The sequence below is a fragment of the Flagellimonas sp. 2504JD1-5 genome, assembly GCF_053618295.1.
Map to the genome: position 1 here is coordinate 583,933 of NZ_JBSIOU010000002.1, position 23,643 is coordinate 607,575.

General features: G+C 39.9%; 20 protein-coding genes. 15 read left to right on the top strand and 5 right to left on the bottom strand.

The genetic code is table 11. The features are described 5' to 3' along the window. Positions 1-17: 17 nt before the first annotated feature. Positions 18-512 carry a hypothetical protein gene (locus ACULLG_RS12125; protein ID WP_452127061.1) on the top strand — a complete coding sequence of 165 codons (495 nt, stop codon included), beginning with the start codon at positions 18-20 and terminating at the stop codon, positions 510-512. Positions 513-614: 102 nt separating this feature from the next. Continuing rightward, positions 615-1,724, top strand: a complete 1,110-nt coding sequence (locus tag ACULLG_RS12130; RefSeq protein WP_452127062.1) for a redoxin domain-containing protein — start codon at positions 615-617, stop codon at positions 1,722-1,724. 54 nt (positions 1,725-1,778) lie between these two features. On the opposite strand, the gene ACULLG_RS12135 is transcribed toward ACULLG_RS12130, so the two are convergent. Continuing rightward, positions 1,779-2,429, bottom strand: a complete 651-nt coding sequence (locus tag ACULLG_RS12135; protein WP_452127063.1) for a rhomboid family intramembrane serine protease — start codon at positions 2,427-2,429, stop codon at positions 1,779-1,781. Positions 2,430-2,482: 53 nt separating this feature from the next. Here ACULLG_RS12135 and ACULLG_RS12140 point away from each other — a divergent pair, with 53 nt between their 5' ends. From ACULLG_RS12140 to ACULLG_RS12150, 3 genes are all read left to right on the top strand, one after another. Continuing rightward, positions 2,483-3,379: a lysophospholipid acyltransferase family protein gene (locus ACULLG_RS12140; RefSeq protein WP_452127064.1), complete on the top strand. Its 897-nt coding sequence runs from the start codon at positions 2,483-2,485 to the stop codon at positions 3,377-3,379. 133 nt (positions 3,380-3,512) lie between these two features. Continuing rightward, positions 3,513-4,505: a sterol desaturase family protein gene (locus tag ACULLG_RS12145; RefSeq protein WP_452127065.1), complete on the top strand. Its 993-nt coding sequence runs from the start codon at positions 3,513-3,515 to the stop codon at positions 4,503-4,505. Positions 4,506-4,573: 68 nt separating this feature from the next. Then, positions 4,574-5,107 (top strand): YybH family protein, encoded by a 534-nt coding sequence (locus ACULLG_RS12150; protein WP_452127066.1) that lies wholly within the window; start codon positions 4,574-4,576, stop codon positions 5,105-5,107. Between the two features lies 1 nt (position 5,108). Here ACULLG_RS12150 and glmM read toward each other — a convergent pair whose 3' ends face one another. Next, positions 5,109-6,500: a phosphoglucosamine mutase gene (gene glmM / locus ACULLG_RS12155; protein WP_452127067.1), complete on the bottom strand. Its 1,392-nt coding sequence runs from the start codon at positions 6,498-6,500 to the stop codon at positions 5,109-5,111. A gap of 91 nt (positions 6,501-6,591) precedes the next feature. Between glmM and ACULLG_RS12160 the strand changes: the two genes are divergently transcribed. The 4 genes from ACULLG_RS12160 to ACULLG_RS12175 all read left to right on the top strand — a co-directional run bounded on the left by ACULLG_RS12160 (position 6,592) and on the right by ACULLG_RS12175 (position 10,310). Next, positions 6,592-7,185 (top strand): acyl carrier protein phosphodiesterase, encoded by a 594-nt coding sequence (locus ACULLG_RS12160; protein WP_452127971.1) that lies wholly within the window; start codon positions 6,592-6,594, stop codon positions 7,183-7,185. Next, positions 7,173-8,855, top strand: coding sequence for a gamma-glutamyltransferase (gene ggt, locus ACULLG_RS12165; protein ID WP_452127068.1), 1,683 nt, complete (start codon positions 7,173-7,175; stop codon positions 8,853-8,855). Before ACULLG_RS12160 ends, ggt begins: the two co-directional genes overlap by 13 nt. 9 nt (positions 8,856-8,864) lie before the next feature. Next, positions 8,865-9,782 carry an ATP-grasp domain-containing protein gene (locus tag ACULLG_RS12170; RefSeq protein ID WP_452127069.1) on the top strand — a complete coding sequence of 306 codons (918 nt, stop codon included), beginning with the start codon at positions 8,865-8,867 and terminating at the stop codon, positions 9,780-9,782. Positions 9,783-9,863: 81 nt separating this feature from the next. After that, positions 9,864-10,310 (top strand): hypothetical protein, encoded by a 447-nt coding sequence (locus ACULLG_RS12175; RefSeq protein WP_452127070.1) that lies wholly within the window; start codon positions 9,864-9,866, stop codon positions 10,308-10,310. A 57-nt stretch (positions 10,311-10,367) separates the two neighbouring features. On the opposite strand, the gene ACULLG_RS12180 is transcribed toward ACULLG_RS12175, so the two are convergent. Beyond that, positions 10,368-11,258 carry a LysR family transcriptional regulator gene (locus tag ACULLG_RS12180; protein ID WP_452127071.1) on the bottom strand — a complete coding sequence of 297 codons (891 nt, stop codon included), beginning with the start codon at positions 11,256-11,258 and terminating at the stop codon, positions 10,368-10,370. A 78-nt stretch (positions 11,259-11,336) separates the two neighbouring features. On the opposite strand from ACULLG_RS12180, the gene ACULLG_RS12185 reads away from it, so the two are divergent. Beyond that, on the top strand, positions 11,337-12,257 hold the full coding sequence (locus ACULLG_RS12185) for a 2-oxoadipate dioxygenase/decarboxylase family protein (RefSeq protein WP_452127072.1): 921 nt from the start codon (positions 11,337-11,339) through the stop codon (positions 12,255-12,257). Here the strand turns inward: ACULLG_RS12185 and ACULLG_RS12190 are convergent. Beyond that, positions 12,244-13,008, bottom strand: coding sequence for an XRE family transcriptional regulator (locus ACULLG_RS12190; RefSeq protein WP_452127073.1), 765 nt, complete (start codon positions 13,006-13,008; stop codon positions 12,244-12,246). The two genes, ACULLG_RS12185 and ACULLG_RS12190, sit on opposite strands and share 14 nt — an antisense overlap. Positions 13,009-13,141: 133 nt before the next feature. Between ACULLG_RS12190 and ACULLG_RS12195 the strand changes: the two genes are divergently transcribed. Next, positions 13,142-13,918 carry a TIGR03915 family putative DNA repair protein gene (locus ACULLG_RS12195; RefSeq protein WP_452127074.1) on the top strand — a complete coding sequence of 259 codons (777 nt, stop codon included), beginning with the start codon at positions 13,142-13,144 and terminating at the stop codon, positions 13,916-13,918. 8 nt (positions 13,919-13,926) lie between these two features. Here ACULLG_RS12195 and ACULLG_RS12200 read toward each other — a convergent pair whose 3' ends face one another. Further along, positions 13,927-14,451, bottom strand: a complete 525-nt coding sequence (locus tag ACULLG_RS12200) for a hypothetical protein (RefSeq protein ID WP_452127075.1) — start codon at positions 14,449-14,451, stop codon at positions 13,927-13,929. Between the two features lie 195 nt (positions 14,452-14,646). Here ACULLG_RS12200 and uvrA point away from each other — a divergent pair, with 195 nt between their 5' ends. The 4 genes from uvrA to ACULLG_RS12220 all read left to right on the top strand — a co-directional run bounded on the left by uvrA (position 14,647) and on the right by ACULLG_RS12220 (position 23,629). Further along, the gene (uvrA, locus tag ACULLG_RS12205; protein WP_452127076.1) at positions 14,647-17,508 is read left to right on the top strand and encodes an excinuclease ABC subunit UvrA; all 2,862 of its coding nucleotides are present in this window, start codon (positions 14,647-14,649) and stop codon (positions 17,506-17,508) included. 15 nt (positions 17,509-17,523) lie between these two features. After that, a complete protein-coding gene (locus tag ACULLG_RS12210) occupies positions 17,524-18,210 on the top strand; it encodes an LOG family protein (RefSeq protein ID WP_452127077.1) in 687 nt (228 codons plus the stop codon). Between the two features lie 77 nt (positions 18,211-18,287). Then, positions 18,288-21,059 carry a metalloprotease gene (locus ACULLG_RS12215; protein WP_452127972.1) on the top strand — a complete coding sequence of 924 codons (2,772 nt, stop codon included), beginning with the start codon at positions 18,288-18,290 and terminating at the stop codon, positions 21,057-21,059. 158 nt (positions 21,060-21,217) lie between these two features. Then, positions 21,218-23,629 carry an alpha-ketoacid dehydrogenase subunit alpha/beta gene (locus ACULLG_RS12220; protein ID WP_452127078.1) on the top strand — a complete coding sequence of 804 codons (2,412 nt, stop codon included), beginning with the start codon at positions 21,218-21,220 and terminating at the stop codon, positions 23,627-23,629. The last annotated feature ends 14 nt before the right edge of the window (positions 23,630-23,643 follow it).

Sequence of the window (23,643 nt, forward strand, 5' to 3'; positions counted from 1 at the left end):
AACTAAACACGAGACATATGAAGATTACCACATTATTTACGGGTGTTTTTTTATTCGCAACAATTGCTATGAGTGCACAGGATATTTCTGAACATGCACTTGGACTCCGCTTGGGGGACAGTGACGGTTTTGGTGCTGAAATTTCGTATCAAAAATCCATTGGCCGCTACAATCGCGCAGAATTTGACCTGGGTTGGAGAGACAGTCGCAACTTTGATGCTTTTAAACTGGCCGGAATTTACCAATGGGTGCACCAACTTGATGGAAATTTTAACTGGTACTACGGCGTTGGCGGCGGTTTAGGCAGCGTTGACTTTGATCCGGGACTTAATATAGAGGATGAAGATGGACTCTTTGTATTTGCAGCCGGAGACATCGGGGTTGAATACAATTTTGACATTCCGCTGTTGCTGTCATTGGATTTTAGACCAGAAATAGGCATTTTGGGCTACGATGGATTTGATAATGACTTTGATTTTGATATCGCCTTAGGGATCCGTTATCAATTCTAACAATTACATAATTTACTAACACCCTTTACGTTCATGAATTGGATGTGAAGGGTTTTTTTATGCCATAAGTAATGAATACCTTAGCACTTTAAAACGCAATAAATGAAAAAGATTTTTGGATTTGCATTTGCAATAATACTATTGGCCTCTTGCGGTTCCGGTTCTGACGGATATGCGCTTAAAGGAACTATTTCAGGAGAGCTGGCCGAAGGAACACAAGTTTTTTTGAAAACTACGGACTCTCTTAATAAGTTGATTGAAATCGATACTGCCACTGTACAAAATGGAAACTTCAATTTTGTGGGTACCCAAACCAAACCCAAGCTTTACTACATATTCTTAGGCACAAATCAAGGAAGCATCCCTTTTGTGTTGGAGAATGGAGCTATCGATATGAGGTTCCAAAAGGACAGTCTCAGGTATGCCAAGGTAAAAGGAACGGTTCAAAATGACCTTTTCAACGGTTTTCAAGAAGAATCTAGAAAATTGCAGGAGAGGTTCAATTCCATGAGGGATGATATGCAAGCTGCTTCGCAGCAAAGGGATACTGCCACGGTAACAGCGTTACGAGAAGAGTTTTTGGAGTTACAGGAGGAAGCCAAGAATTTTCAAATCAATTTTCCAAAGGAAAATCCGAACGCTTTGATTTCTGCACACATCCTAGGTAATCTTATGGCACAAAGAGTGCTTTCTGAAGATGAGGTAAGGGAGATTTTTGAGACCTTCACCCCGGAAATCAAACAATCGGAGCCTGGAGAACAACTTCAAAAACAGTTGGACAAACTCAAGAACACACAAATTGGAAATGTAGCTCCAGAATTCTCAGCGCCAACGCCCGACGGAAATACGCTCGCCCTAAGTGAAGCGAAAGGAAAAGTTACACTCATCGATTTTTGGGCCGCATGGTGCAGACCTTGCCGTATGGAAAATCCAAATATCGTTTCCGTATATAACAAATACCATGATAAGGGGCTTAATGTAATTGGTGTTTCGCTTGATGCCAGAGCTGAAGACTGGAAGAAAGCAATTGAGGCAGATGGTTTGGTGTGGAACCATATTTCCAATCTAAAACGATTTCAAGATCCCATAGCACAGTTGTACAATATCAACGCCATCCCAGCCGCCTTTCTTTTGGATGAAAATGGCGTTATCGTTGCCAAAAATCTTAGAGGGCCAGAATTAGAAGCAAAAGTAGCGGAGTTGTTGAACTAAAAAATAACCTCGAAAAGATAATGGCCAGGGAATATTCCTTGGCCTTTTTGTTTTCTATAGCTTTCCCATCTTTTCAAGAATAAAAAGAATGACAATCGGAATAGCCAGTAACACCACAATCCAAGTGTCCGTGACAAAAAGTTCTGGTTTAAACAATAAGGTAATGGCATAACCACCTATGGCCCCACCAAAATGAGCAGAGTGTCCAATATTTCCCAACCGGCTTTTCATTCCATAAATGGAATAGAGCAAATAGGCAATTCCCAATACATAGGCAGGCAGTGGAATGGGAATGAACATAATACCCAATTGCATACCAGGATTTAACAAAATTGCGGCATATAAAATTCCGGTGACCGCACCACTTGCCCCCACTGCACTGTAGAAAGGCTCATTTTTATGAAAGAACAATGCCAATAGACTGCCGCCTAAAAGACTTATAAAATAAATGATCACAAATTTCGAAGCGCCAAAACCATTGATGACAACATTGGCAAAAAAATAAAGCGTGAACATGTTGAAGAACAAATGCGAAATATCAACGTGTAAAAAACCGGAAGTTATGGTTCTTTCTTGCTGCCCAGCCTTAATACCTCCAATACTGAACTTGTATCGTTCAAAAAAACTGGAATCGGAAAAGCCTCGTAATGAGACCAATATATTTGCAGCGATAATCGCAATGGTTGCAATATGCAAATTGTACATAAGCCTTCAAATTTGGGGTTAAATATAGCTATATTTGCCCACAAGAATTACGTATGCAGCTAGCTGTTTTTATACTTGTTTATCCCCTACTCTGGTTGATTTCCAGATTACCTTTCAAACTTCTTTACCTCATATCGGATGGTGTATATCTATTGTTGTACTATCTAATTGGTTACCGCAAAAAAGTGGTCCGATACAATCTTGAACTCGTTTTTCCAGAGAAATCTTATGCTGAACGCCTTAGGATTGAAAAGGAATTTTACAAGCATCTTTGCGATATGTTTCTAGAAATGGTAAAGACGCTGGGCATAAGCGATGAACAAATGCGTAAAAGATATGTTTTTACCAATGTTGAAGATATTCTGAAGTTGGAAAAAGACGGTAAAAATGTAATGATAATGATGCCCCATTATGCTAGTTGGGAGTGGGTTTTTAATTTAAATTCTTTTATCAAAGCCAAGGCTTATGCCATTTATCAACCTATAAACAATAGGTATTTTGATAAAATGGTCAGGGATATACGAAGTAAGTATGGTACAACCCTAATCAGAACCTTTGAAAGTAGAAAAATTATAAAGGCCGCAAAAGAGGCAAACGAACTGGTAACGGTAGGAATCATCAGCGATCAATCTCCTATGCTGAACAGAACAAGACATTGGGCAAAATTCATGGATATTTTGGTGCCCGTTCATGTTGGTGGTGAAGAAATTTGTAAGGAACACGACATTGTTCCGGTTTATTTAAAAGTTAAAAAAACCAAACGGGGACATTACCAAGGTACTTTTAAGGTTCTTACCGAGAATCCAAATGAAGTTGAAGGATATGGGATTTCAGAAGCTTTTCTCGAAGAAGTGGAAAAATCAATTCGTGAAGCTCCAGAGTTTTATTTCTGGACACACAAAAGATGGAAACACAAGGACAAAGTACCAGCAGCTTTTCAAACAACTTGAATAGATCAACCGCTACGGTCACTTATCCAATACTGATCAAACTTTTGTAAGCGTCCCATTTGCTGGTAGCTCCTAATGGGCTGTTCGTCTAAATTTTATTCTCCCCAATTCTATTTTTCCATAATATGCCAATATGGAAATTTTATCATCTTTATTCGAGGAGATCATTGGGTTTCTTGGAATCACCCAAGCGCTTGAAATCTTTAAAACCGGCGACTATTCAGTTTTTAAAACCTATGAAGGGGTTGCTTCCTTGATCTACCCTATCATTCCTTTTTTATTGATTCTGGAGTTTGTTGCTGGCTTGATCTATAAAAAGCCACAGATCAAGGTGTATAAAGTTAATTTCCTAATCTACATTTTCAACAGATTTGTAGGTCGCTTTATCGCAATTGCCATGGTTGCCTTTTGTATTGGATTCTTTGAACCCTACACCCTATTCAAAACCAGCCCAACATGGTATTGGTTTATTTATGCCTACGTTGTTTGGGAGTTGGCACATTTTGTTTATCATTATCTGGGTCATAAGGTCAGGATTTTTTGGTGCTTGCATTCAACACACCATGCGCCAGAGGACATGAACCTCTCTGTTACCCATGCCCACTTCTTTTTGGAAGCCCCTTATGCCGATGTTATACGAACAACCATTTGCATCTTATTGGGCGTTCCCCCTGAGGTGTTGTTTGCAGTAATGTTTATAGATGGTACCTATGGCGCCTTTATCCATGTGGGTGAAAACCTGATCAAAGATGCCCGTTTCGGTTTTTTGAATAAGATCATGTTGACTCCATCACATCACCGGGTGCACCATGCTCGAAATCCTTTGTATATGGACACCAATTTCTGTAACCTTCTAAATATTTGGGACAGGGTGTTTGGAACCTACCAAGAGGAGCAAAAAAGTATTCAAATTGAATATGGAATAACGAGGGAAATGGACTCAGGAAATTTTATTGACGTCTATTTTGGGGAGATTATTGCACTTGTCAAAGATGTTGTAAAAGCACCCGGGCTCATGAACAAGTTGCGCTATCTGGTAATGCCCCCAGGTTGGAGTCATACTGGAGAGCACAAAACGGCCAAACTGGTCAGAAACGAATATCTTGAGAACTTGACCAACACTTAAATTTTTCTAAAAGTCTCATCCTTAATTGTTTTTGTTTCATAAATTGTTGCTAACTCAACAATCAAAAAATGAAACAATCCCTATTTATTCTGTTTTTTTGTGTTTCCTTTATTTCTTTTGGCCAACAAGGAAATACTGTATCCGATAGTGTTATTGAGACAATAAGAGATGATGTCTGGATTCCATTTATGGAAGCTTATGCCCAATTGGATTCCGACAAATTAAAATCCATTCATTCCAAGGATATTATTCGAATCACAATTGATCAAAACCGAATTGAAACCGGGTCAAATTACCTTGAAAATTTTGGAGGTTTTCTGGACCAGATGAAACAAGGTGGGAATGAAATGGCCATCGCTTTTGCCATATTGTCAACAGCAATTGACGAAAGTGGAAGTCTTGCGTATCAAACGGGCTATTATCGCTATAGCTCAAGACGCACTGGTGACGAAAAACTGACACCTCGCGGATACGGCTATTTCAACGTGGCACTCAAAAAGGAAAACGATACATGGAAAATAACGCTAGATTCTGACAAACGGGTTGATATATCTGACGAGGACTTCCGCGAACAGAAAATCTTATATGAACTGATGAAATAAGTTATGCTATCCCAGCTATTTCTTTTATTTCGCCAATAATTCTATCCGCCAGTCCATCTGCTTCGCTCTGCGATTGGGCTTCTGTATAAATTCGGATAATCGGCTCCGTATTGGATTTACGTAGGTGTACCCAGTTTTCTGCAAAATCAATCTTCACCCCATCAACAGTGGACACTTGTTCGCTCTTATACTTTTGGTGCATAGCATCCAGAAGTGCATCGACATCCAATTCCGGGGTAAGTTGAATCTTCTTTTTGCTCATAAAATAGCTTGGATAACTGGCCCTCAACTCAGCAACCGTGCCTCCTTTTTCGGATAACAGCATCAAAAACAGTGCGGTACCCACCAAAGCATCCCTGCCGTAATGACTTTCAGGATAGATGATTCCACCGTTCCCTTCACCTCCAATGATGGCATTATTGGCCTTCATTTTGGTTACCACGTTCACCTCTCCGACGGCAGCTGCCTCATACGAACCTCCATGTTTTTCAGTAACATCACGAAGTGCCCTAGTTGAGGATAAGTTAGATACTGTATTTCCTTTGGTTTTGCTCAATACATAGTCAGCACAGGCCACCAAGGTATATTCTTCGCCAAACATTTCCCCATCATCGCTAATGAATGCCAAGCGATCTACATCGGGGTCCACAACGATTCCAAAATCGGCTTTTTCTTTTACGACCAATTCACAGATATCGGATAAATGTTCTTTCAGGGGTTCTGGATTGTGCGGAAAATGACCCGTAGGGTCACAGTATAGTTCAACCACTTCCACCCCCAATTCTTTCAACAACTTTGGAATAGCAATGCCTCCAGTTGAATTCACACCGTCAACCACAACCTTAAAACCTCCTTTTTTAATCACTTCCTTCTCCACCAAGGATAGGTTGAGCACTTCTTGAATATGAATATCGATATAGGCATCGTTCTTTGTTATGCTTCCTAAATCATCTACTTCGGCAAAATCAAAATCCTCATTCTCGGCCAGTTCCAAAATGAGTGCACCTTGTTTTGCATCCAAAAACTCACCTCTTTCGTTCAACAATTTCAAGGCATTCCATTGTTTTGGATTATGACTTGCTGTAAGAATGATCCCTCCATCCGCTTTTTCCAGCGGAACCGCTATTTCAACCGTTGGTGTAGTGGATAGCCCTAGGTCAACAACATCAATTCCCAATCCGACCAAGGTTGACACCACTAGGTTTTGAATCATTTCGCCCGACAAGCGCGCATCACGACCGATTACAACATTCAATTTGTCCTTTCCAGAATATCCTTTTAACCAAGTTCCATAGGCCGCGGCAAATTTAACAGCATCTATGGGTGTAAGGTTATCATTTGTGGCCCCTCCGATGGTACCCCGTATTCCAGAAATTGATTTGATCAGTGTCATAGTTGTTGAAAAGTTTTTGCAAATATAACTGCCTACCTCCTATTCCATGTTTCGAATTTGTAAATTTCACAAAGAAAACAAAATTGTATCGGTGAACTTTCTGGCCCATATTTATTTATCCTTTGATGATCAGGAAATTACGCTCGGTAATTTTTTTGCCGATCATATCAGAGGGAATAAATTCCATCATTTTCCGGAAAAAATCCAAAAGGGCATTTTATTGCATCGGGAGATCGACACTTTTACCGATTCACACCCCATTGCAAAGCAAAGTAGCAAACGTCTACACAAGAATTACAGCCATTACAGTCGAGTAATTGTTGACATATTTTACGATCATTTTTTGGCCAAGAATTGGTCTGTCTATTCAGAAGTTCCCTTAGAGGAATATGTTGATAATTTCTATGATCTATTAGAGGATAATTACGATATACTCCCTTTGGGAACCCAGCGCATGATGCCCTATATGATTGCAGATAATTGGCTTTATAATTATTCTAACCTTGCCGGAATATCGAGGGTACTCAATGGAATGAACCGCAGAACCCAAAACAAATCCAAGATGAATTATGCCATTGTTGACCTCGAAGAACATTATGAAGCTTTTGAAAAGGAATTCACTGATTTTTTTGAAGAATTGATTACCTTTTCCCGTCAAAAACTAAAATCCCTATGCGAAGACTAATTCTTATTCTTCCCCTTGTCCTATTTCTACATTGTAAAAAGCAACCTACAGCGCCAACTGGCCTTGTCACCGAAAAAGCTATGGTGGTCTCCGCTAGGGAAGAAGCCTCAAAAATTGGTTCCGAAATCATGCAAAAAGGAGGAAACGCCTTCGATGCCATGGTGGCCACCGAATTGGCTCTGGCCGTAGCCTATCCCTATGCTGGTAATCTCGGCGGTGGAGGTTTTATGGTCTATCGGAAAAGTGATGGTGCTATTGGAGGATTGGACTATAGGGAAAAGGCACCTTTATCCGCACACAAAGACATGTATCTTGATTCACTTGGCAATGTCGTTCCAAATATGAGCACGGTGGGTGCCACGGCAGTGGGAGTTCCTGGTACTGTAGCAGGTGTGGTCGAGGTACATAACAAATTTGGCTCACTCCCCTTTTCAGAAATTCTAGCACCGGTTATAGCATTGGCAAAAAAGGGAGTGGTTGTTACCGAAAAACAAGCAAAAAGATTGGAACACCATAGGGAGCAGATAATTGAAGTAAGTGGTGATAGCACCAAATTGGCCTTCAATTTTAAGCCAGGGGATACCATCAAATATCCTGAATTAGCCAATACCTTGGAGAAAATACAAAAATTTGGCAGAGAAGGCTTCTATAAAGGTGAAATTGCCCAAAAATTAGCTGCTTTCATTCAGGAAAAAGGAGGATACATTACAGAAGAAGATCTAGAAAAATATGAAGCCAAATGGCGACAACCTGTAGTTTTTAATTATAAGGACCTCAGATTAATCTCTATGTCTCCTCCCAGTAGTGGTGGAGTGACCATCAATCAAATTTTTAAGATGATCGAGCCCTACAACATCTCAAAATATGGTCACAATTCAACAAAATCCATTCAATTATTCACGGAAGCAGCCCGAAGAGCCTATGCGGACCGTAATTATTTTTTAGGAGACCCCGACTTTGTAGATATTCCATTGGATACACTTTTGACTGATGCTTATTTAAAAGAAAGAATGCGGAATTTTTCCTTTAAAAAACCAACGCCATCATCCGAAGTTTCGCACGGAATCGTGGAAATAATAGAGAGCGATGAAACCACACATTATTCCATTATCGACGATCAAGGAAATGCTATTTCCGCTACAACTACCTTGAATGGAGCCTATGGTTCTAAATTGTACTCGGATGAACTAGGGTTTTTCTTTAACAATGAAATGGATGACTTCAGCGCTAAACCGGGAATCCCAAATATGTTTGGATTAATTGGGGCGGAAGCCAACAGCATTGCACCTGAAAAACGTATGCTGAGCAGCATGACCCCAACCATAGTTGAGAAGGATGGAAAGTTATATATGGTGGTTGGCACCCCTGGTGGTTCAACAATTATTACCGCTGTTGCCCAGACCATTTTAAATGTTCATGAGTTTGACCTGAGTATGCAGGAGGCAGTAAATGCTCCTCGGTTCCATCACCAATGGCTTCCTGATGTGATTGTGTTTGAAGAGGAGGGTTTTTCCTCAGAAATCAAATCTGAATTGGACAATATTGGTTACGAAATTCATGAAGGTAAAAACAGGATTATTGGCAAGGTCGATGCGATAAGAGTGCTCCCCGATGGAAAACTGGAAGGTGGAGCGGACAGACGTGGAGATGATACCGCTGTAGGATTTTAAACTATCCCTATGTTTGATGTTGTAGTGTTGACGGATTCAAGGTTTATAAATCCGAAAAAATCAACCCAACTTATTGAAAATGCAATTTTAGAGGACCAATTGGTCATTGATTCCCTTAATAAAATAGGGCTTCGTACCATCAAAAAAGCTTGGGATGACCCGAGCTTTGATTGGAATACCACCAAATATGTCATTTTTAGGTCCACATGGGATTGTTTTGAGCGCTTCGAAACATTTGCTCCCTGGTTTCAGCGGACAAAGAACTTGACCCAATTTATCAATTCATACAAATTGGTGTCCTGGAATATGGATAAACATTATCTGCAGGATTTGGAGCAAAATGGAATCAACATCCCCAAGACTTTGTATATCGAACCAGATTCACGACTCAATCTGAAACAGGCCATGGATCAAGCTAGGCATCAGTTAGGTTTCGAATCTGAAAATCTGGTCCTTAAACCGTGTATTGCCGGTGGAGCTAGGCACACGTATAAGTTCCATAAAGATGATTGGAAAAAATACGATGCGGTTTTTCAAGAGTTGACGGCAGAGGAAACCATGATGTTGCAAGAGTTCCAAAAAAATATTGTTGAACAAGGAGAAATTTCCATGGTACTGTTCAACGGAAAATACTCGCACTCCATTTTAAAAATTGCCAAACCAGGTGATTTTAGGGTACAGGATGATTTTGGTGGATCAATTCAAAATTATCAACCCTCAGTAACCGAAATTGAATTTGCAACTCAAGTACTTTATGCCAGCCCGGAACTACCCATATATGCAAGAGTAGATATTTTCAGGGACAATGATGGGAACTTGGCATTAGCTGAATTGGAAATTTTTGAGCCAGAGCTTTGGTTCCGATTACATCCAAAAGCCGCAGATAAATTGGCCCATAGTATCAAGGAATCTCTTTTCGTTATTTAGGGGTTGACATTCAATCCAAATTGATTGAGGTCATTGTCCAAAAAAGGCTTCAATACTACTTTCGTTACCAAAACAAACGAGATGAATGATTTTATGAAATCTGTGCTTTTAATCTGTTCAATTTCAATTATTACTACAGTGCATTCCCAAAAGGGAATGGGAGAACTAGAAGGGGTGTCAAGGAATGGCTCTAAATACGAACTTGTTACTTTGAAAGGTACCGTAACCGAGATTAAAAAAGAATCCTGTAAATACACAACTGGCAAGTCACTTTCTGGAACACATTTGATTATGAATTCCAACGATACAATTCTTAATATACACTTAGGACCAACAAATAAGGTCCATAACTTTGTAATTGATAGTAAAGGAGACCAGATTCAGATTGTAGCTTTCCGCACAAAGAAACTACCAAAAGGTCATTTCATTGCCAAAGAGCTTGACTACAATAACAGCCATCTTGAACTAAGGGATAAAAACCTTAAACCATTTTGGGCCACCAATCGAGGTCGTAAGCGCTGGCAATAATTAAATATTGAAAAGTATTATTTTAGTTAAGGGCTTCAAAATTAGGAATCCAAGATATTATTCCAGCAATCTTAAAAAGACTTCAAGTGCATGATTGCTGGTTTTCTTTTTCCAAACCGCAAAAAGTTCTGTTTTAAAAGGCTCTTTCTCAAGTTCAATAAAATTGACCTTATATTTTGTGGCCAAGGTCAAGGACTTGGGTACAATGGAAATTCCCAAACCACTCTCCACCAATTTGAATATGGCCGGGCCATGAATGGATTGATGCGTGATATTGGGTACAAATCCATGACTGGCACAAAGGCTGATAATTTGATGATAGTACGATTGGCTCTGTTGGTTGGGAAAAAGTATGAATTGTTCTGAAGAAAACTGTTTTAAATTTTTGAAGTTTTTGATTTCTATGGCATGGTCCTTCGGTAACACAAGACACAGATTTTCTTTGGCGACCGATTTAAAATTCATAGTATCCGGCACCTCGTTGGAGCGCATGAGGCCAACATCCAATTGATTCCGCTCCAATAATTCCAATTGGGCTTGATTGCTTCCTTCTTGCAAGACAAATTGAATTTTGGGGTATGCCTGATTCAATTCTTTGATTTTTCTAGGTAAGAATTCCTGAATCGCTGAGCCGACAAAGCCAATTTTTATTATTCCCGAATGTCCTTCCATTACAGTATTCCAGCGCTCCATGGAGGTTTGCATCTGTCCTATTACAATTTCGGCCTCTGTTTTAAAGAATTTACCGGCCCGACTCAATTCAACCTTACGATTGTGCCTTTTAAATAGTGGCTGTTTTAGGATTACTTCAAGTCGTTGTATTTGTTGACTCAAAGCAGACTGTGAAATTAGCAGACGTTCTGCAGCTTTACCATAATGTAATGTGTCGGCAAGTGTTAAGAAATAGTGGAAATGCCGAATTTCCAATTGATTATACAAACTAATCATTTAATATAAATTAATAATTAAAATCGATTAAATATACAACTAGTTTTGGGCCCAATTAGTACAATTAAAACTGAGATTATGAAATTTGACGACAATACTCCCTTGGACATTATACTAAAGTCAATCTTTGAGCCCTATAAAAAAAATGTGGATGATGTTGAGATAATAAGCGGAGCCATGATAAAAAAAGGATTGATTTCCAAAGAAGAGAATATTATTAATGATCATATTGCATTTAGAACTTTGGGTGTCCCCAATTTGGGTATAGCTTCATTGGAGAAGATATTTCTTGCCCATGGCTACCAAAGAATGGACGCCTATTCTTTTGAAGAAAAGAAATTGAATGCATATTGGTACGCTCCACCCAAACCTGATTATCCGCGGATTTTTATTAGTGAGTTAAGAGTAAATGAATTGTCCTCAGGTGCTCAATCCATAATCAAAAAATATACACAAGATATCACAACCGACCCCATAAACGATCTAAACTTGGAAAACCCAAAGGAAGTGGGACAATTCTTTTACAAACCCTTATGGAAAGTTCCTGCTCTCGATGATTTTTTGCAGCTCGCCAAAGAAACAGAGTATGCCGCTTGGGCCATTTACAATAGATATTATTTGAATCACTACACCATTAGTGTGCATGCGTTACCGGAGCCTTATAACACCTTAAAGGAATTCAATACCTTCTTGGAAGAGATTGGAATTGTACTAAATACAGCAGGAGGTAAAATCAAAACCAGTAAAGATGGCCTTTTGAAGCAAAGCAGTTCAGTAGCTAAAATGGTTAATGCCACTTTTGCAAATGGCGAGGAAATGAAAATTGCCGGAAGTTATGTTGAATTTGCCGAGCGGTTACCGCTTCCAGAATTTGAGAAAATGAATAAACAACTGCTAAAGCGTGAACATCTACGTGAAGGATTTGAATCAGCTAACGCCGACAAGATTTTTGAAAGTACATATAACGAACAGGTACAAAAAGTGGTTAATTACTCTTAACCTGACCCACTTGTTTTTTTAATTCTTCCATGGATTGCTGTAGTTGTCGCAGCAACCCGGTTTCTGTTGTGGCATCCACATTAAAGGTAAGCTTGCTGCTCACTTCCCAAATTTCTTGGATCTGAAAAGGTTTGATATCATAAGGTGGATAGGTTTCATTAAGTGAAACCAAAGTAATATTGTTGGAGTTGGGCCGTTTTTCAATCTTTTTTACCATTACCGAATCCTGAAGTACAACTACGTACATTTTGTTGGAACTTACATGGTCAATATGCTCAATTGCCCTGGCCAAAATCCATTCTCCAGGCCGAAGATTGGGCAACATACTATCCCCTTCCACCTGAAATCCGCGATAGGTGGCGTTTCTAAATTCGGGAATTGGCAAATCAAAAGCGGGGAGCTGTTGGTACCAGCTTGTGTCCTGGATGTTCTGCGGATAACCAGCTGCGGCCTTTGCATTTACGAGTACCATATTATCCTGGTCAGAACTATCTACGGTCACTACTTTGGGAATGACACTGGTTTTTGAAGTTTCCAAATGCTTTTGGTCACTTTCCCCGAACAACCAGAGGGGATTTACCTTAAACTGTCTTAAAAGTTCCGCTACAACTTTCCCAGAAAGCTTGGTCCGACCTCTTTCAATATCCGCTGTCGTATTCGAAACTCCCAACAACTTGGCGAACTCAGCTTGCGTATGCCCCAGTTCCCTTCGTATTTCAGTAAATCGTTTTAAAGTCAGTTCATTTTCCATTGTCGTGCCCTTTGTCATCCTTTTTATATCCTCAAATATAACTAATTTGGATTATTTCCAAAAAATATTTTGGATTATTTCCATTTTTGGGAATAATTCCATAATTTTGGATTAATTACAAAATGGGCGGATTATGAAAAATTCAACTACACTAATTTATGATGGCAGCTTTAACGGTTTTCTCTCGGCTGTATATGTTGCTTTTGAAGAGAAAATCAATGTGGCCGATATTCAAAAAAATGGGAATGGCCAAAAGGGTCTTTTTTCGGAGACCAAGACCATTTTCACCCATGTTGATACTGCAAAAAGGGTTTGGGAGGGCATTCGGAACAAAAGCCACAATGCCATTACCAATATCTATTTTTCGTTTTTGAGCGAATCTGAAGGAATAGAACTTATATTATATAGCTACATCCAAAAGCTAGTGGAGGCCAAAACAGGAAGTTATTTGAATTATTCCGACGGCATTGTCCAAAGAGTAAATCAATTGGCCGGTTCCGTTCGCAGGGAGAAGCAACGGACAGAAAATCTGATGGATTTCCAACCGACCAAAGATGGGGTTCAATTTGCTTCCATTACTCCAGAATCCAATGTCCTGCCATTAATTTCAAAGCACTTTAGAAATATTTATTCGAACCAAGATTGGTTGATTTATGATATAAAGCGTAAATACGGTATTTACTACAATCAAAATCATGTTGAAATGATCTCCTTAAACCTACAGGACATTAGCTTTGGTGAAATGGGTAAAAGTGATTCTTTTTTAAATCGTACGGATAATCACCAAAGTTTTTGCAACAATGACATAAGAAATGCCAAGATTAAATCCTTGATCAATGGCAAGCTACATGCAAGTAATACTTCAAATAGAAACCGGTCATATAGTAGAGTAGAAAAAGAAGCCGTGTAATAATATTACTATTTTGACCGCTCACCTACGAACTGATCGCTTTTATTTTTGAAAAGCACGTTGAAGGAGGTCAAACTCCCATAAATCCTTGTGATGTATTGCTGAAGATCAATTTTATCCTGGTCGTCCAAGGTTTTGCTACTGTTTATTTTTTGCTCCATCACCCTGATCCTATCCCTAACCATAACTATTTTATGAAAAAAAGTATCAATGGGCATTTCCTTTGGCGACAAATCCCCAACAGGATCCAAAATCAATTTCCCGCCTTTCCATTTGTCGGCCAAGGCAACTTTTTCATGGGTATCACTCCATTTTTCAAGGATTTTGACCAGAGAGCGCTCCACATCAAAGAAACTGACCGTATCCACATCGTCCTCTACCCCTTCAATTACTTCAAATTCGGAATCCAAATCAATGGTTTCAAGTCCATTTTCCAAAAAAGTGACCCAATAGTGTTTCGAGGACACATTGGTTATAACGCCTTTTCCATATTCCGGGTGGTCAATTCGAGAGCCGATGCCAAGTAATTTCATTCTTAAAAACTTATTATGTGAGGTCGAGCGCAGTCGAGACCAACTAATTTTATATATAAATACCTCTCGCCTACGCGCGAGAAGACTTGAGTTTTGGTATCTCAAAAATAAGTCAACAATTGACAAAAACGAAACTTGAGCTGGCTTCCTTTTTAACTGTCAAATGGTTATTTTTGAAGTTTTGCTATAATTTTTATGATTAACTACGAAGAACATATTGAGGTTAAGGGAGCTAGGGTCCATAACCTTAAAAATATTGATGTGACCATCCCTCGGGAAAAGCTCGTAGTAATCACTGGACTTTCCGGCAGTGGAAAGTCGTCTTTAGCTTTTGACACCATTTATGCTGAGGGGCAACGCAGATATATTGAGACCTTTTCTGCCTACGCCCGACAATTTTTAGGTGGATTGGAACGCCCGGATGTTGACAAAATTGATGGACTTTCCCCAGTAATTGCCATTGAGCAGAAAACTACATCAAAATCACCCCGCTCAACAGTGGGTACCATCACCGAAGTATACGATTTTCTGCGCTTGCTTTTTGCACGGGCCGGGGACGCATACAGCTACAACACTGGTGAAAAAATGGTCAGTTATAGCGATGAACAAATTAAGTTGCTGATCATTGATTCCTATCGCGATAAAAAAATCAATGTTTTGGCTCCAGTGGTCAAGTCAAGAAAAGGACATTACCGAGAATTGTTTGAGCAAATTGCGAAGCAGGGGTTTGTAAAGGTTCGAGTAGATGGTGAAATTTTGGATATTACCAAAGGGATGAAAGTCGACCGCTACAAGACCCACGATATTGAAATTGTAATAGACCGGCTCAAGGTAAACGAGAGTGAAGACTTTCATAAAAGACTCAATGAGACCATTAACACGGCAATGTACAGTGGCGATAATGTACTAATGGTCTTGGAAGAAGGTGAATCCGAGCCACGCTATTTTAGTCGGGACCTGATGTGCCCATCTTCGGGTATTTCCTACCCTACTCCCGAACCGAATACGTTTTCCTTCAATTCACCAAAAGGAATGTGCCCTGTTTGTAATGGTCTTGGTCACGTGCATCAAGTCAATGAACAGAAAATTTTCCCAAATACAAAGCTTTCAATCAATGCTGGTGGAATCGCGCCTTTGGGAGAATACAAAAAATCGTGGGCATTTAAGCAACTTGAGACAATTGCGCAACGCTATAAATTCAATCTTTCGGATCCTATTTCGAAAATTCCTTCTGAAGCCATGGATGTAATTCTGAACGGTGGCAAAGATAGTTTTGAGGTTGATTCCAAAACCTTGGGTGTAAAAAGACAATATAAAATTGACTATGAGGGTATTGCCAATTTCATTAAAACACAGTTTGACGAGGCCAATTCCACCTCTATCAAACGTTGGGCAAAAGATTTCATGGACAAAGTTTCATGTCCAAGTTGTGAAGGTTCAAGGTTGCGAAAAGAATCATTGTATTTTAAAATTGGAAATAAAAATATCGCGGAATTGGCTCAAATGGACATCGCCGAATTAGCCGATTTCTTTGAACAACTGGAAAATGAACTGGAGGGCAACCAAAAGAAAATAGCCGAGGAAATCATCAAGGAAATCAGAACTAGGATTCGATTTTTGTTAGATGTTGGTCTGGATTATCTTTCCTTGAATCGAAGCTCAAAATCCCTTTCCGGTGGTGAAGCCCAACGAATACGATTGGCAACCCAAATAGGATCTCAACTTGTGGGAGTCCTATATATTTTGGATGAACCAAGCATTGGGTTGCACCAACGTGATAATGCACGCTTGATCAACTCCTTGGAATCGCTTCGTGATATTGGTAACTCTGTTATTGTTGTAGAACATGATAGGGATATGATCGAGCATGCAGACCATGTCATCGACATTGGGCCAAAAGCCGGAAGGCATGGGGGCGAAATCATCTCCGAAGGATTACCGGCAGATCTAAAGCATCATAAAACACTTACTGCTCAGTACATTTCGGGGGAATTGGAGATTCCAGTTCCATCAAACCGAAGAAAAGGCAGTGGAAAAAAGATTGTTTTATCGGGTTGCACGGGCAACAATCTTAAAAACGTTACTGCGGAATTTCCCCTTGGAAAACTAATTGGAGTTACTGGTGTTTCAGGTAGTGGAAAATCTACTTTGGTCAATGAGACCCTCTATCCTATTATGAATGCACACTATTTTAATGGCGTCAAAAAACCAATGCCCTATAAAAAAATTACTGGACTGGATCACGTTGACAAGGTGATTGATATTAACCAATCCCCTATTGGCCGCACACCAAGATCCAATCCCGCTACATACACTGGTGTTTTTAGTGAGATCAGGGCATTGTTTGCAAAAACCACGGAAGCCACTATTAGAGGCTATAAGCCCGGCCGTTTCAGTTTTAATGTTGCTGGAGGTAGATGCGAAACCTGCCAAGGTGGCGGTTTAAAAGTCATTGAGATGAATTTTCTGCCGGACGTTTATGTTGAATGCGAAACTTGTAATGGAAAACGTTTTAATAGGGAAACTTTGGAAATCCGATACAAGGGAAAGTCAATAGCCGATGTGCTGGAAATGACCATTAATCAGGCTGTAGGTTTTTTTGAAAATATTCCAAAAATCCACAGAAAACTGAAGACCATAAAAGATGTGGGATTGGGATACATTTCCTTAGGACAACAGTCCACAACCCTTTCAGGAGGTGAAGCACAGCGGGTAAAGTTGGCGACGGAGTTGTCCAAAAGAGATACCGGAAATACCTTTTATATATTGGATGAACCTACAACAGGTCTCCATTTTGAAGATATTCGCGTGCTGATGGAAGTTTTGGACCAACTGGTGGACAAAGGAAATACCATCTTGATCATTGAACACAACATGGATGTCATAAAAATGATGGACCACCTCATTGATATAGGCTACGAAGGAGGTCGCGGCGGTGGGATGGTCGTTGCAAAAGGCACTCCAGAAGAGGTGGCCAAAGACAATAAAAGTTATACTGCCAAGTTCTTGAAAAAGGAGTTGGACAATTCCAAAAGAAAAATCGCCCCTGCGGTCTGATAAAAAAGTAGAGATATGCGTAAAGAACAACACCATAAAGGTTGGAATGAAATAAAGACAAATGACTCTTGGGCCATTTTTAAAATCATGGGCGAATTTGTCAATGGTTTTGAGAAAATGAGTGCTATTGGCCCTTGTGTTTCAATTTTCGGGTCAGCACGGACCAAACCTGGGGAAAAATACTATGAACTCTCCGTAAAAGTCGCCAAAAGTGTGGCCGAGGCCGGCTATGGAATCATCACTGGAGGTGGGCCTGGTATCATGGAAGCTGGTAACAAAGGAGCAAGTATGGCAGGGGGAACTTCCGTTGGATTAAACATAGACCTTCCCTTTGAACAGCACGACAATCCTTTTATTGATGCTGATAAAAGTCTCGATTTTGACTATTTTTTTGTTAGAAAAGTGATGTTCGTCAAATATTCCCAGGGCTTTGTGGTCATGCCAGGAGGTTTTGGCACATTGGATGAGCTATTCGAAGCAATTACCCTGATCCAAACCAATAAAATACACACATTCCCAATTATTTTGGTCGGTACATCTTTCTGGTCAGGACTTTTTGATTGGATCAAAGACACTATGTTGACTGCTGGCAACATTAGCCCAAAAGACCTTGACCTAATTAAAATTGTGGATACTGAAGCTGAAGTGGTCCAAATCATTGATGCATTCTACAAAGGACGAAATTTGAGTCCCAACTTCTAACCCCATTGTCTTTGTTGAGCAAAAAGTTCTTGTTACATACCATTCTCGTGCTTCACTATTTGTGTTGTGGTGTCCTTATGGCTCAGCATACCAATGAAATAAATGCTACCTTGAATGGCGTTGACAAAGAAATCCAGATCAAGCAAAAGTTCACTTATGTCAACGATTCAAACGATGGGCTTACTGTACTCTATTTCAACGACTGGACGCACGCCTATTCAAATAAAAATACAGCTTTAGCCAAGCGTTTTGCCGAAGAATTCAAACGAAGTTTACACCTGGCCAAAGAAAAAGAAAGGGGTTGTACTGGAATAATGAGCATTGTGGATGCCGACTATGCCGGATTGGAGTGGGCACAGAACAAAAACCAGGATATACTTCGTATTAAACTGAACGAAGTACTACCACCAGGGGACTCCATCCAATTATTTTTCACCTACAGCGTAAAACTGCCGCACGAAAAATTCACATCCTATGGATACACTCCGGGTGGCGGATATTATTTAAAAGATTGGTACCTGACCCCTGCAGTTTATGATAAAGAGTGGAAGCTTTATAATAATATGGATCTTGATGATCTTTATACGGATGTTGCCAATACCACTATTGATTTTAAATATCCAAAAGGCTTATACCTCACCACAAATTTTGATGGTCATGGCAATTCCAAATTCCCTGGAGGGCAATATGTTAAGCTCAGCGGGCACGATAGAAAAAGTTGTGAGGTCATTCTTAGCCCAAGGGAAAAATTCACCAAACATGTCACCAGGGCACTAACGGTGATTACCGATTTGGATTCCAACAAATACGATAATATTTCCCAAGGTATTTCCATCAACAAGATTACCGACTTTTTGGATGGAAACCTCGGGCATTTCCCTCATCAAAATCTATTGGTAAGTGAACTTGCCTATAATAAATCCCCACTTTACGGAATAAATCAATTACCCTCTTTCATTCGGCCATATGAAGCTCAATTTCAGTTTGAGATGAAATTTCTGAAAACTGCACTCCATAGTTTTCTAAAAGAAACACTGTTCATAGATGCCCGCAAAGAACGATGGGTTACGGATGCCATCAGCAATTATCTTATGATAAAGTATGTGGAGGAACATTACCCGGGACAAAAACTGGCTGGAAAGCTTTCAAAAATATGGGGATTCAGAAGTTTCCATTTGGCTAAAATGGACTTTAACGAGCAATATGCCCTACTTAGCATGCTCTCTGCACGTAAAAATATTGATCAAGCGCTGACCACCCCCAACGACTCCCTTATCAAGTTCAACCAAAAAATTGCCAACGCCTATAAGGCCGGTCTAGGGATGTCCTATTTAGCAGAATATTTAGGTAAAGAAGAGATAGATAGTAGCATTGTATCCTTTTATAAGACACATATTCTGAACCCCAACGTAAATGCAGCAGATTTTAGAAATGAGATCGAACGTTTTTCTGATAAGGATATTAATTGGTTCTTTGATGAATATGTTTCCACACGCAAAAAAATAGACTATAAAATAAAAAAGGTTGAAAAGACTGAAGATTCCATCACCTTTGTTTTAAAAAATAAAAGAGGCACCAAGGTTCCAATTTCATTGTTTGGACTTCAAAAAGATTCTGTTGTGTCCCACTATTGGTTTACCGGTGTGGATACTTCCAGAACGTTTACCATTCCCAGAAAAGGCGAAGACCGTTTGGTTCTTAATTATGACCAAAAGATTCCAGAATTCAACCAACGTGATAATTGGAAAACCTTAAATGGTTTCTTTTCCAGCAACAAAAAGCTGAAATTTCAATTTTTCAAAGACACGGAAGACCCCAATTACAATCAGGTATTTTATGTGCCTGTGGCCAACTTTAATGTTTATGATGGAATAACCCCAGGGTTGAGAATTTACAACAAAACCTTTTTAGAAAGGCCTTTTCAATATGATTTTGCACCCACTTATTCATTTTTGGAAAAAACTTTGGTGGGTAAAGCCAGTCTTCGTTATAGAAAGTACCATGGTAAAAGTGGATTGTATGTCTCCAATTATTCCTTTTCGGGTTCTACCTCTCACTTTCAAGTAAATTCTAGATTCACCACCCTAACCCCAGCCATTAGTTTTGGGTGGAGGCCCGATGACCTCATTTCCAACCGTAGGCAGTCCCTGCTTTTTAGATATCGAAGTGTTTTCAGGAACATTGACGATGCCATTGCCGACCAAATTGATACAGATCCAGATTATGCAGTTTTCAATGTAAGGTTCCGTGATGTGGACAACAATATTCTCAATTACTCCTCTTGGTTTTTGGATGCCCAGCATTCCAGTGAATTCACTAAACTTGCCTTTGAACTGGAATATCGCAAGTTGTTTCAAAGCAACAGACAGCTCAATGTCAGGTTTTATGCAGGAAAGTTTTTAAGGAACAAAACCAACTCGGACTTTTTCAGTTTTGCACTGGATCGACCCACAGATTATCTTTTCGACCTTAATTATTTAGGTCGTTCCGAAGATTCCGGTATCTACAGTCAACAGATTATCATTGCCGAAGGTGGTTTTAAATCCCAACTGGAAAATCCTTTTGCCAATGATTGGATTACAACCATGAATGCAAGTACCAATATTTGGAGATGGATCGAGGCTTATGGAGATATTGGCTATATCCGAAATAAGGGTGAAAATGCGCGTTTTGTGTATGACTCGGGCATACGATTAAATTTGGTGACCGATTATTTCGAACTCTATTTTCCCATGTATTCCAATAGAGGTTGGGAAATTGCGGACAAGGACTACGGAGAGCGTATCCGTTTTGTGGTGACGATCAGTCCAAGAACCCTAATAGGTCTGTTTACCCGAAAGTGGTTTTAATTGCCAAATTCCCAAAAAAGAACCTTAATAAAACACAAAGTTTGAAATATTTGTTTCGAAACACCTGTTTTGTTATCAAATTATCACATTATTAACATAGGTCGGTATTGTTAATACGGATGTATTTTCCTATTTTTGCACAAAATCCTGCATAGCTTATGAAACCCAACTCCCAAACAAGCAACGATATCTCCTTTGATGATTTTCAATCGCTAATACTTAAGGATTATAAAGTTGCCGTCACTAGCAGGGAATGTAGTTTGTTGGGGAGAAGGGAAGTTTTATCCGGCAAAGCCAAATTTGGGATTTTTGGAGATGGCAAAGAATTACCCCAATTGGCAATGGCACGCGCTTTTCAGGATGGGGATTTTAGAAGTGGCTATTACCGAGATCAAACCTTTATGATGTCTTTGGACCTTCTTGATCCCAAAGAATTTTTCCACGGACTTTACGCCACCACTGATTTAGAAAAAGAGCCCATGAGCGCCGGCAGGCAAATGGGAGGCCATTTTGTGACACACAGTTTAAATGAGGATGGTACATGGAAGGATTTGACCAAACAGAAAAACAGTAGTGCCGATATATCATGTACCGCGGGTCAAATGCCTAGACTTTTAGGTCTAGCTCAGGCATCCAAAATATATCGAAACCTTAAAGGCATAGATCAAACCAATTTTTCCAATAATGGAAATGAGGTGGCATGGGGCACCATTGGCAACGCAAGTACCAGCGAAGGCCATTTTTTTGAAACCCTTAATGCTGCCGGGGTAATGCAGGTTCCCTTGGTCATGTGTGTTTGGGATGACGATTATGGCATTTCCGTACCTTCTGAATTCCATACCACCAAGGGTGATATTTCTGAAGTGCTTAAAGGTCTTCAAAGAGATGAGAACAACGACGGTTATGAAATCCTAAAAGTTAAAGGATGGGATTATACAGGGCTTATTCATGCCTTTGAAAATGCTTCCGATATTGCTCGGGAAGGTCACGTACCGGTATTGATTCATGTTACCGAGCTAACACAACCTCAAGGGCATTCAACCTCTGGCTCACATGAAAGGTACAAATCTCAAGAACGTTTAGAATGGGAACGGGAAAATGACTGCAACAAAAGGTTCAGAGAGTGGATTATTGAAAATGGTATAGCTACCGAAGAAGAACTAAAAGCTCTTGAAAGGGAAATCAAACAGAAAGTTAGGGCCGCTAAAAAAGAGGCATGGTCCGAATTTCTCAAGCCCCATACAGAAGCAAAGAAGCAACTGGTAAAACTTTTGGAAAATGCAGCCAACCAAAGTCCAAATAGAACGTTCATTTCAAAAGTTAAGAATGACCTGATTGCAATAGAAGAACCACTCAAAAAAGATTTGGCCTCCAATTCAAGGAAGGCATTGCGATATCTATTGGGTGAATCTTCCCAAGAAAAGCAAGCGCTACTGCAATGGATATCCCAGTTTTTGAGCGTCTCCCAACCCAAATTCAGTTCGCATTTATATAGTGAATTGAAAAACAAAGCAACCACAGTTCAAGCCCTGCCACCGGAATACTCAAACGAAACAGAGATGGTGGATGGCCGAATTATCTTGAGGGATAATTTTGATGCGCTTTTTGGCAAACATCCAGAGACGTTGGTATTCGGTGAGGATACCGGAAACATTGGTGATGTAAACCAAGGACTTGAAGGTTTGCAGAAAAAATACGGGGATTTACGAATTTCCGACACCGGAATCCGGGAAGCAACAATTGTTGGTCAGGGAATAGGACTTGCCCTTAGAGGCTTAAGGCCTATTGCAGAAATTCAGTATCTGGATTACATCCTTTATGGACTGCAAACGCTGAGTGATGACCTATCCACATTAATGTACCGTACCGTTGGGAAGCAAAAAGCTCCGTTGATCATTAGAACAAGAGGACACCGTTTGGAAGGTATTTGGCACTCCGGTTCCCCAATGGGTGGATTAATTCATTTGTTACGCGGGATGTATATTTTGGTTCCAAGAAATATGACACAAGCTGCAGGTTTTTATAACACCCTTATGAAAAGTGATGAACCCGCACTTGTTATTGAAAGTTTGAACGGTTACCGACTCAAAGAAAAGAAACCTCTTAACCTAGGGGAGTTTTGCACCCCAATCGGGAAAGTTGAGGTTATGAAAGAAGGTACGGATATCACTTTGCTTTCCTATGGCTCTACCTTGAGGATTGTAGAGAAGGTTGCCACCGAACTTTTGGAAGTGGGTATTGAAGCCGAGGTGATAGATGCACAAACACTTCTCCCATTTGACCTTGAACATGATGTGGTGAAAAGTTTAAAAAAGACCAATAGACTATTGATAGTTGATGAAGATGTTCCTGGCGGATGTTCGGCATACTTGATGCAAGAAATATTGGAAAAACAAGGAGGTTACCAATATCTTGACAGCGCTCCCCAAACCCTTACAGCCAATGAACATAGGCCAGCTTATGCATCAGATGGGGATTATTTTTCCAAACCCAATGCAGAAGATATCTTTGAGAAGGTGTATGCCATCATGAATGAAACCAATCCCACGGAATACCCAACACTACGATAAAAAATAAGCCCGCT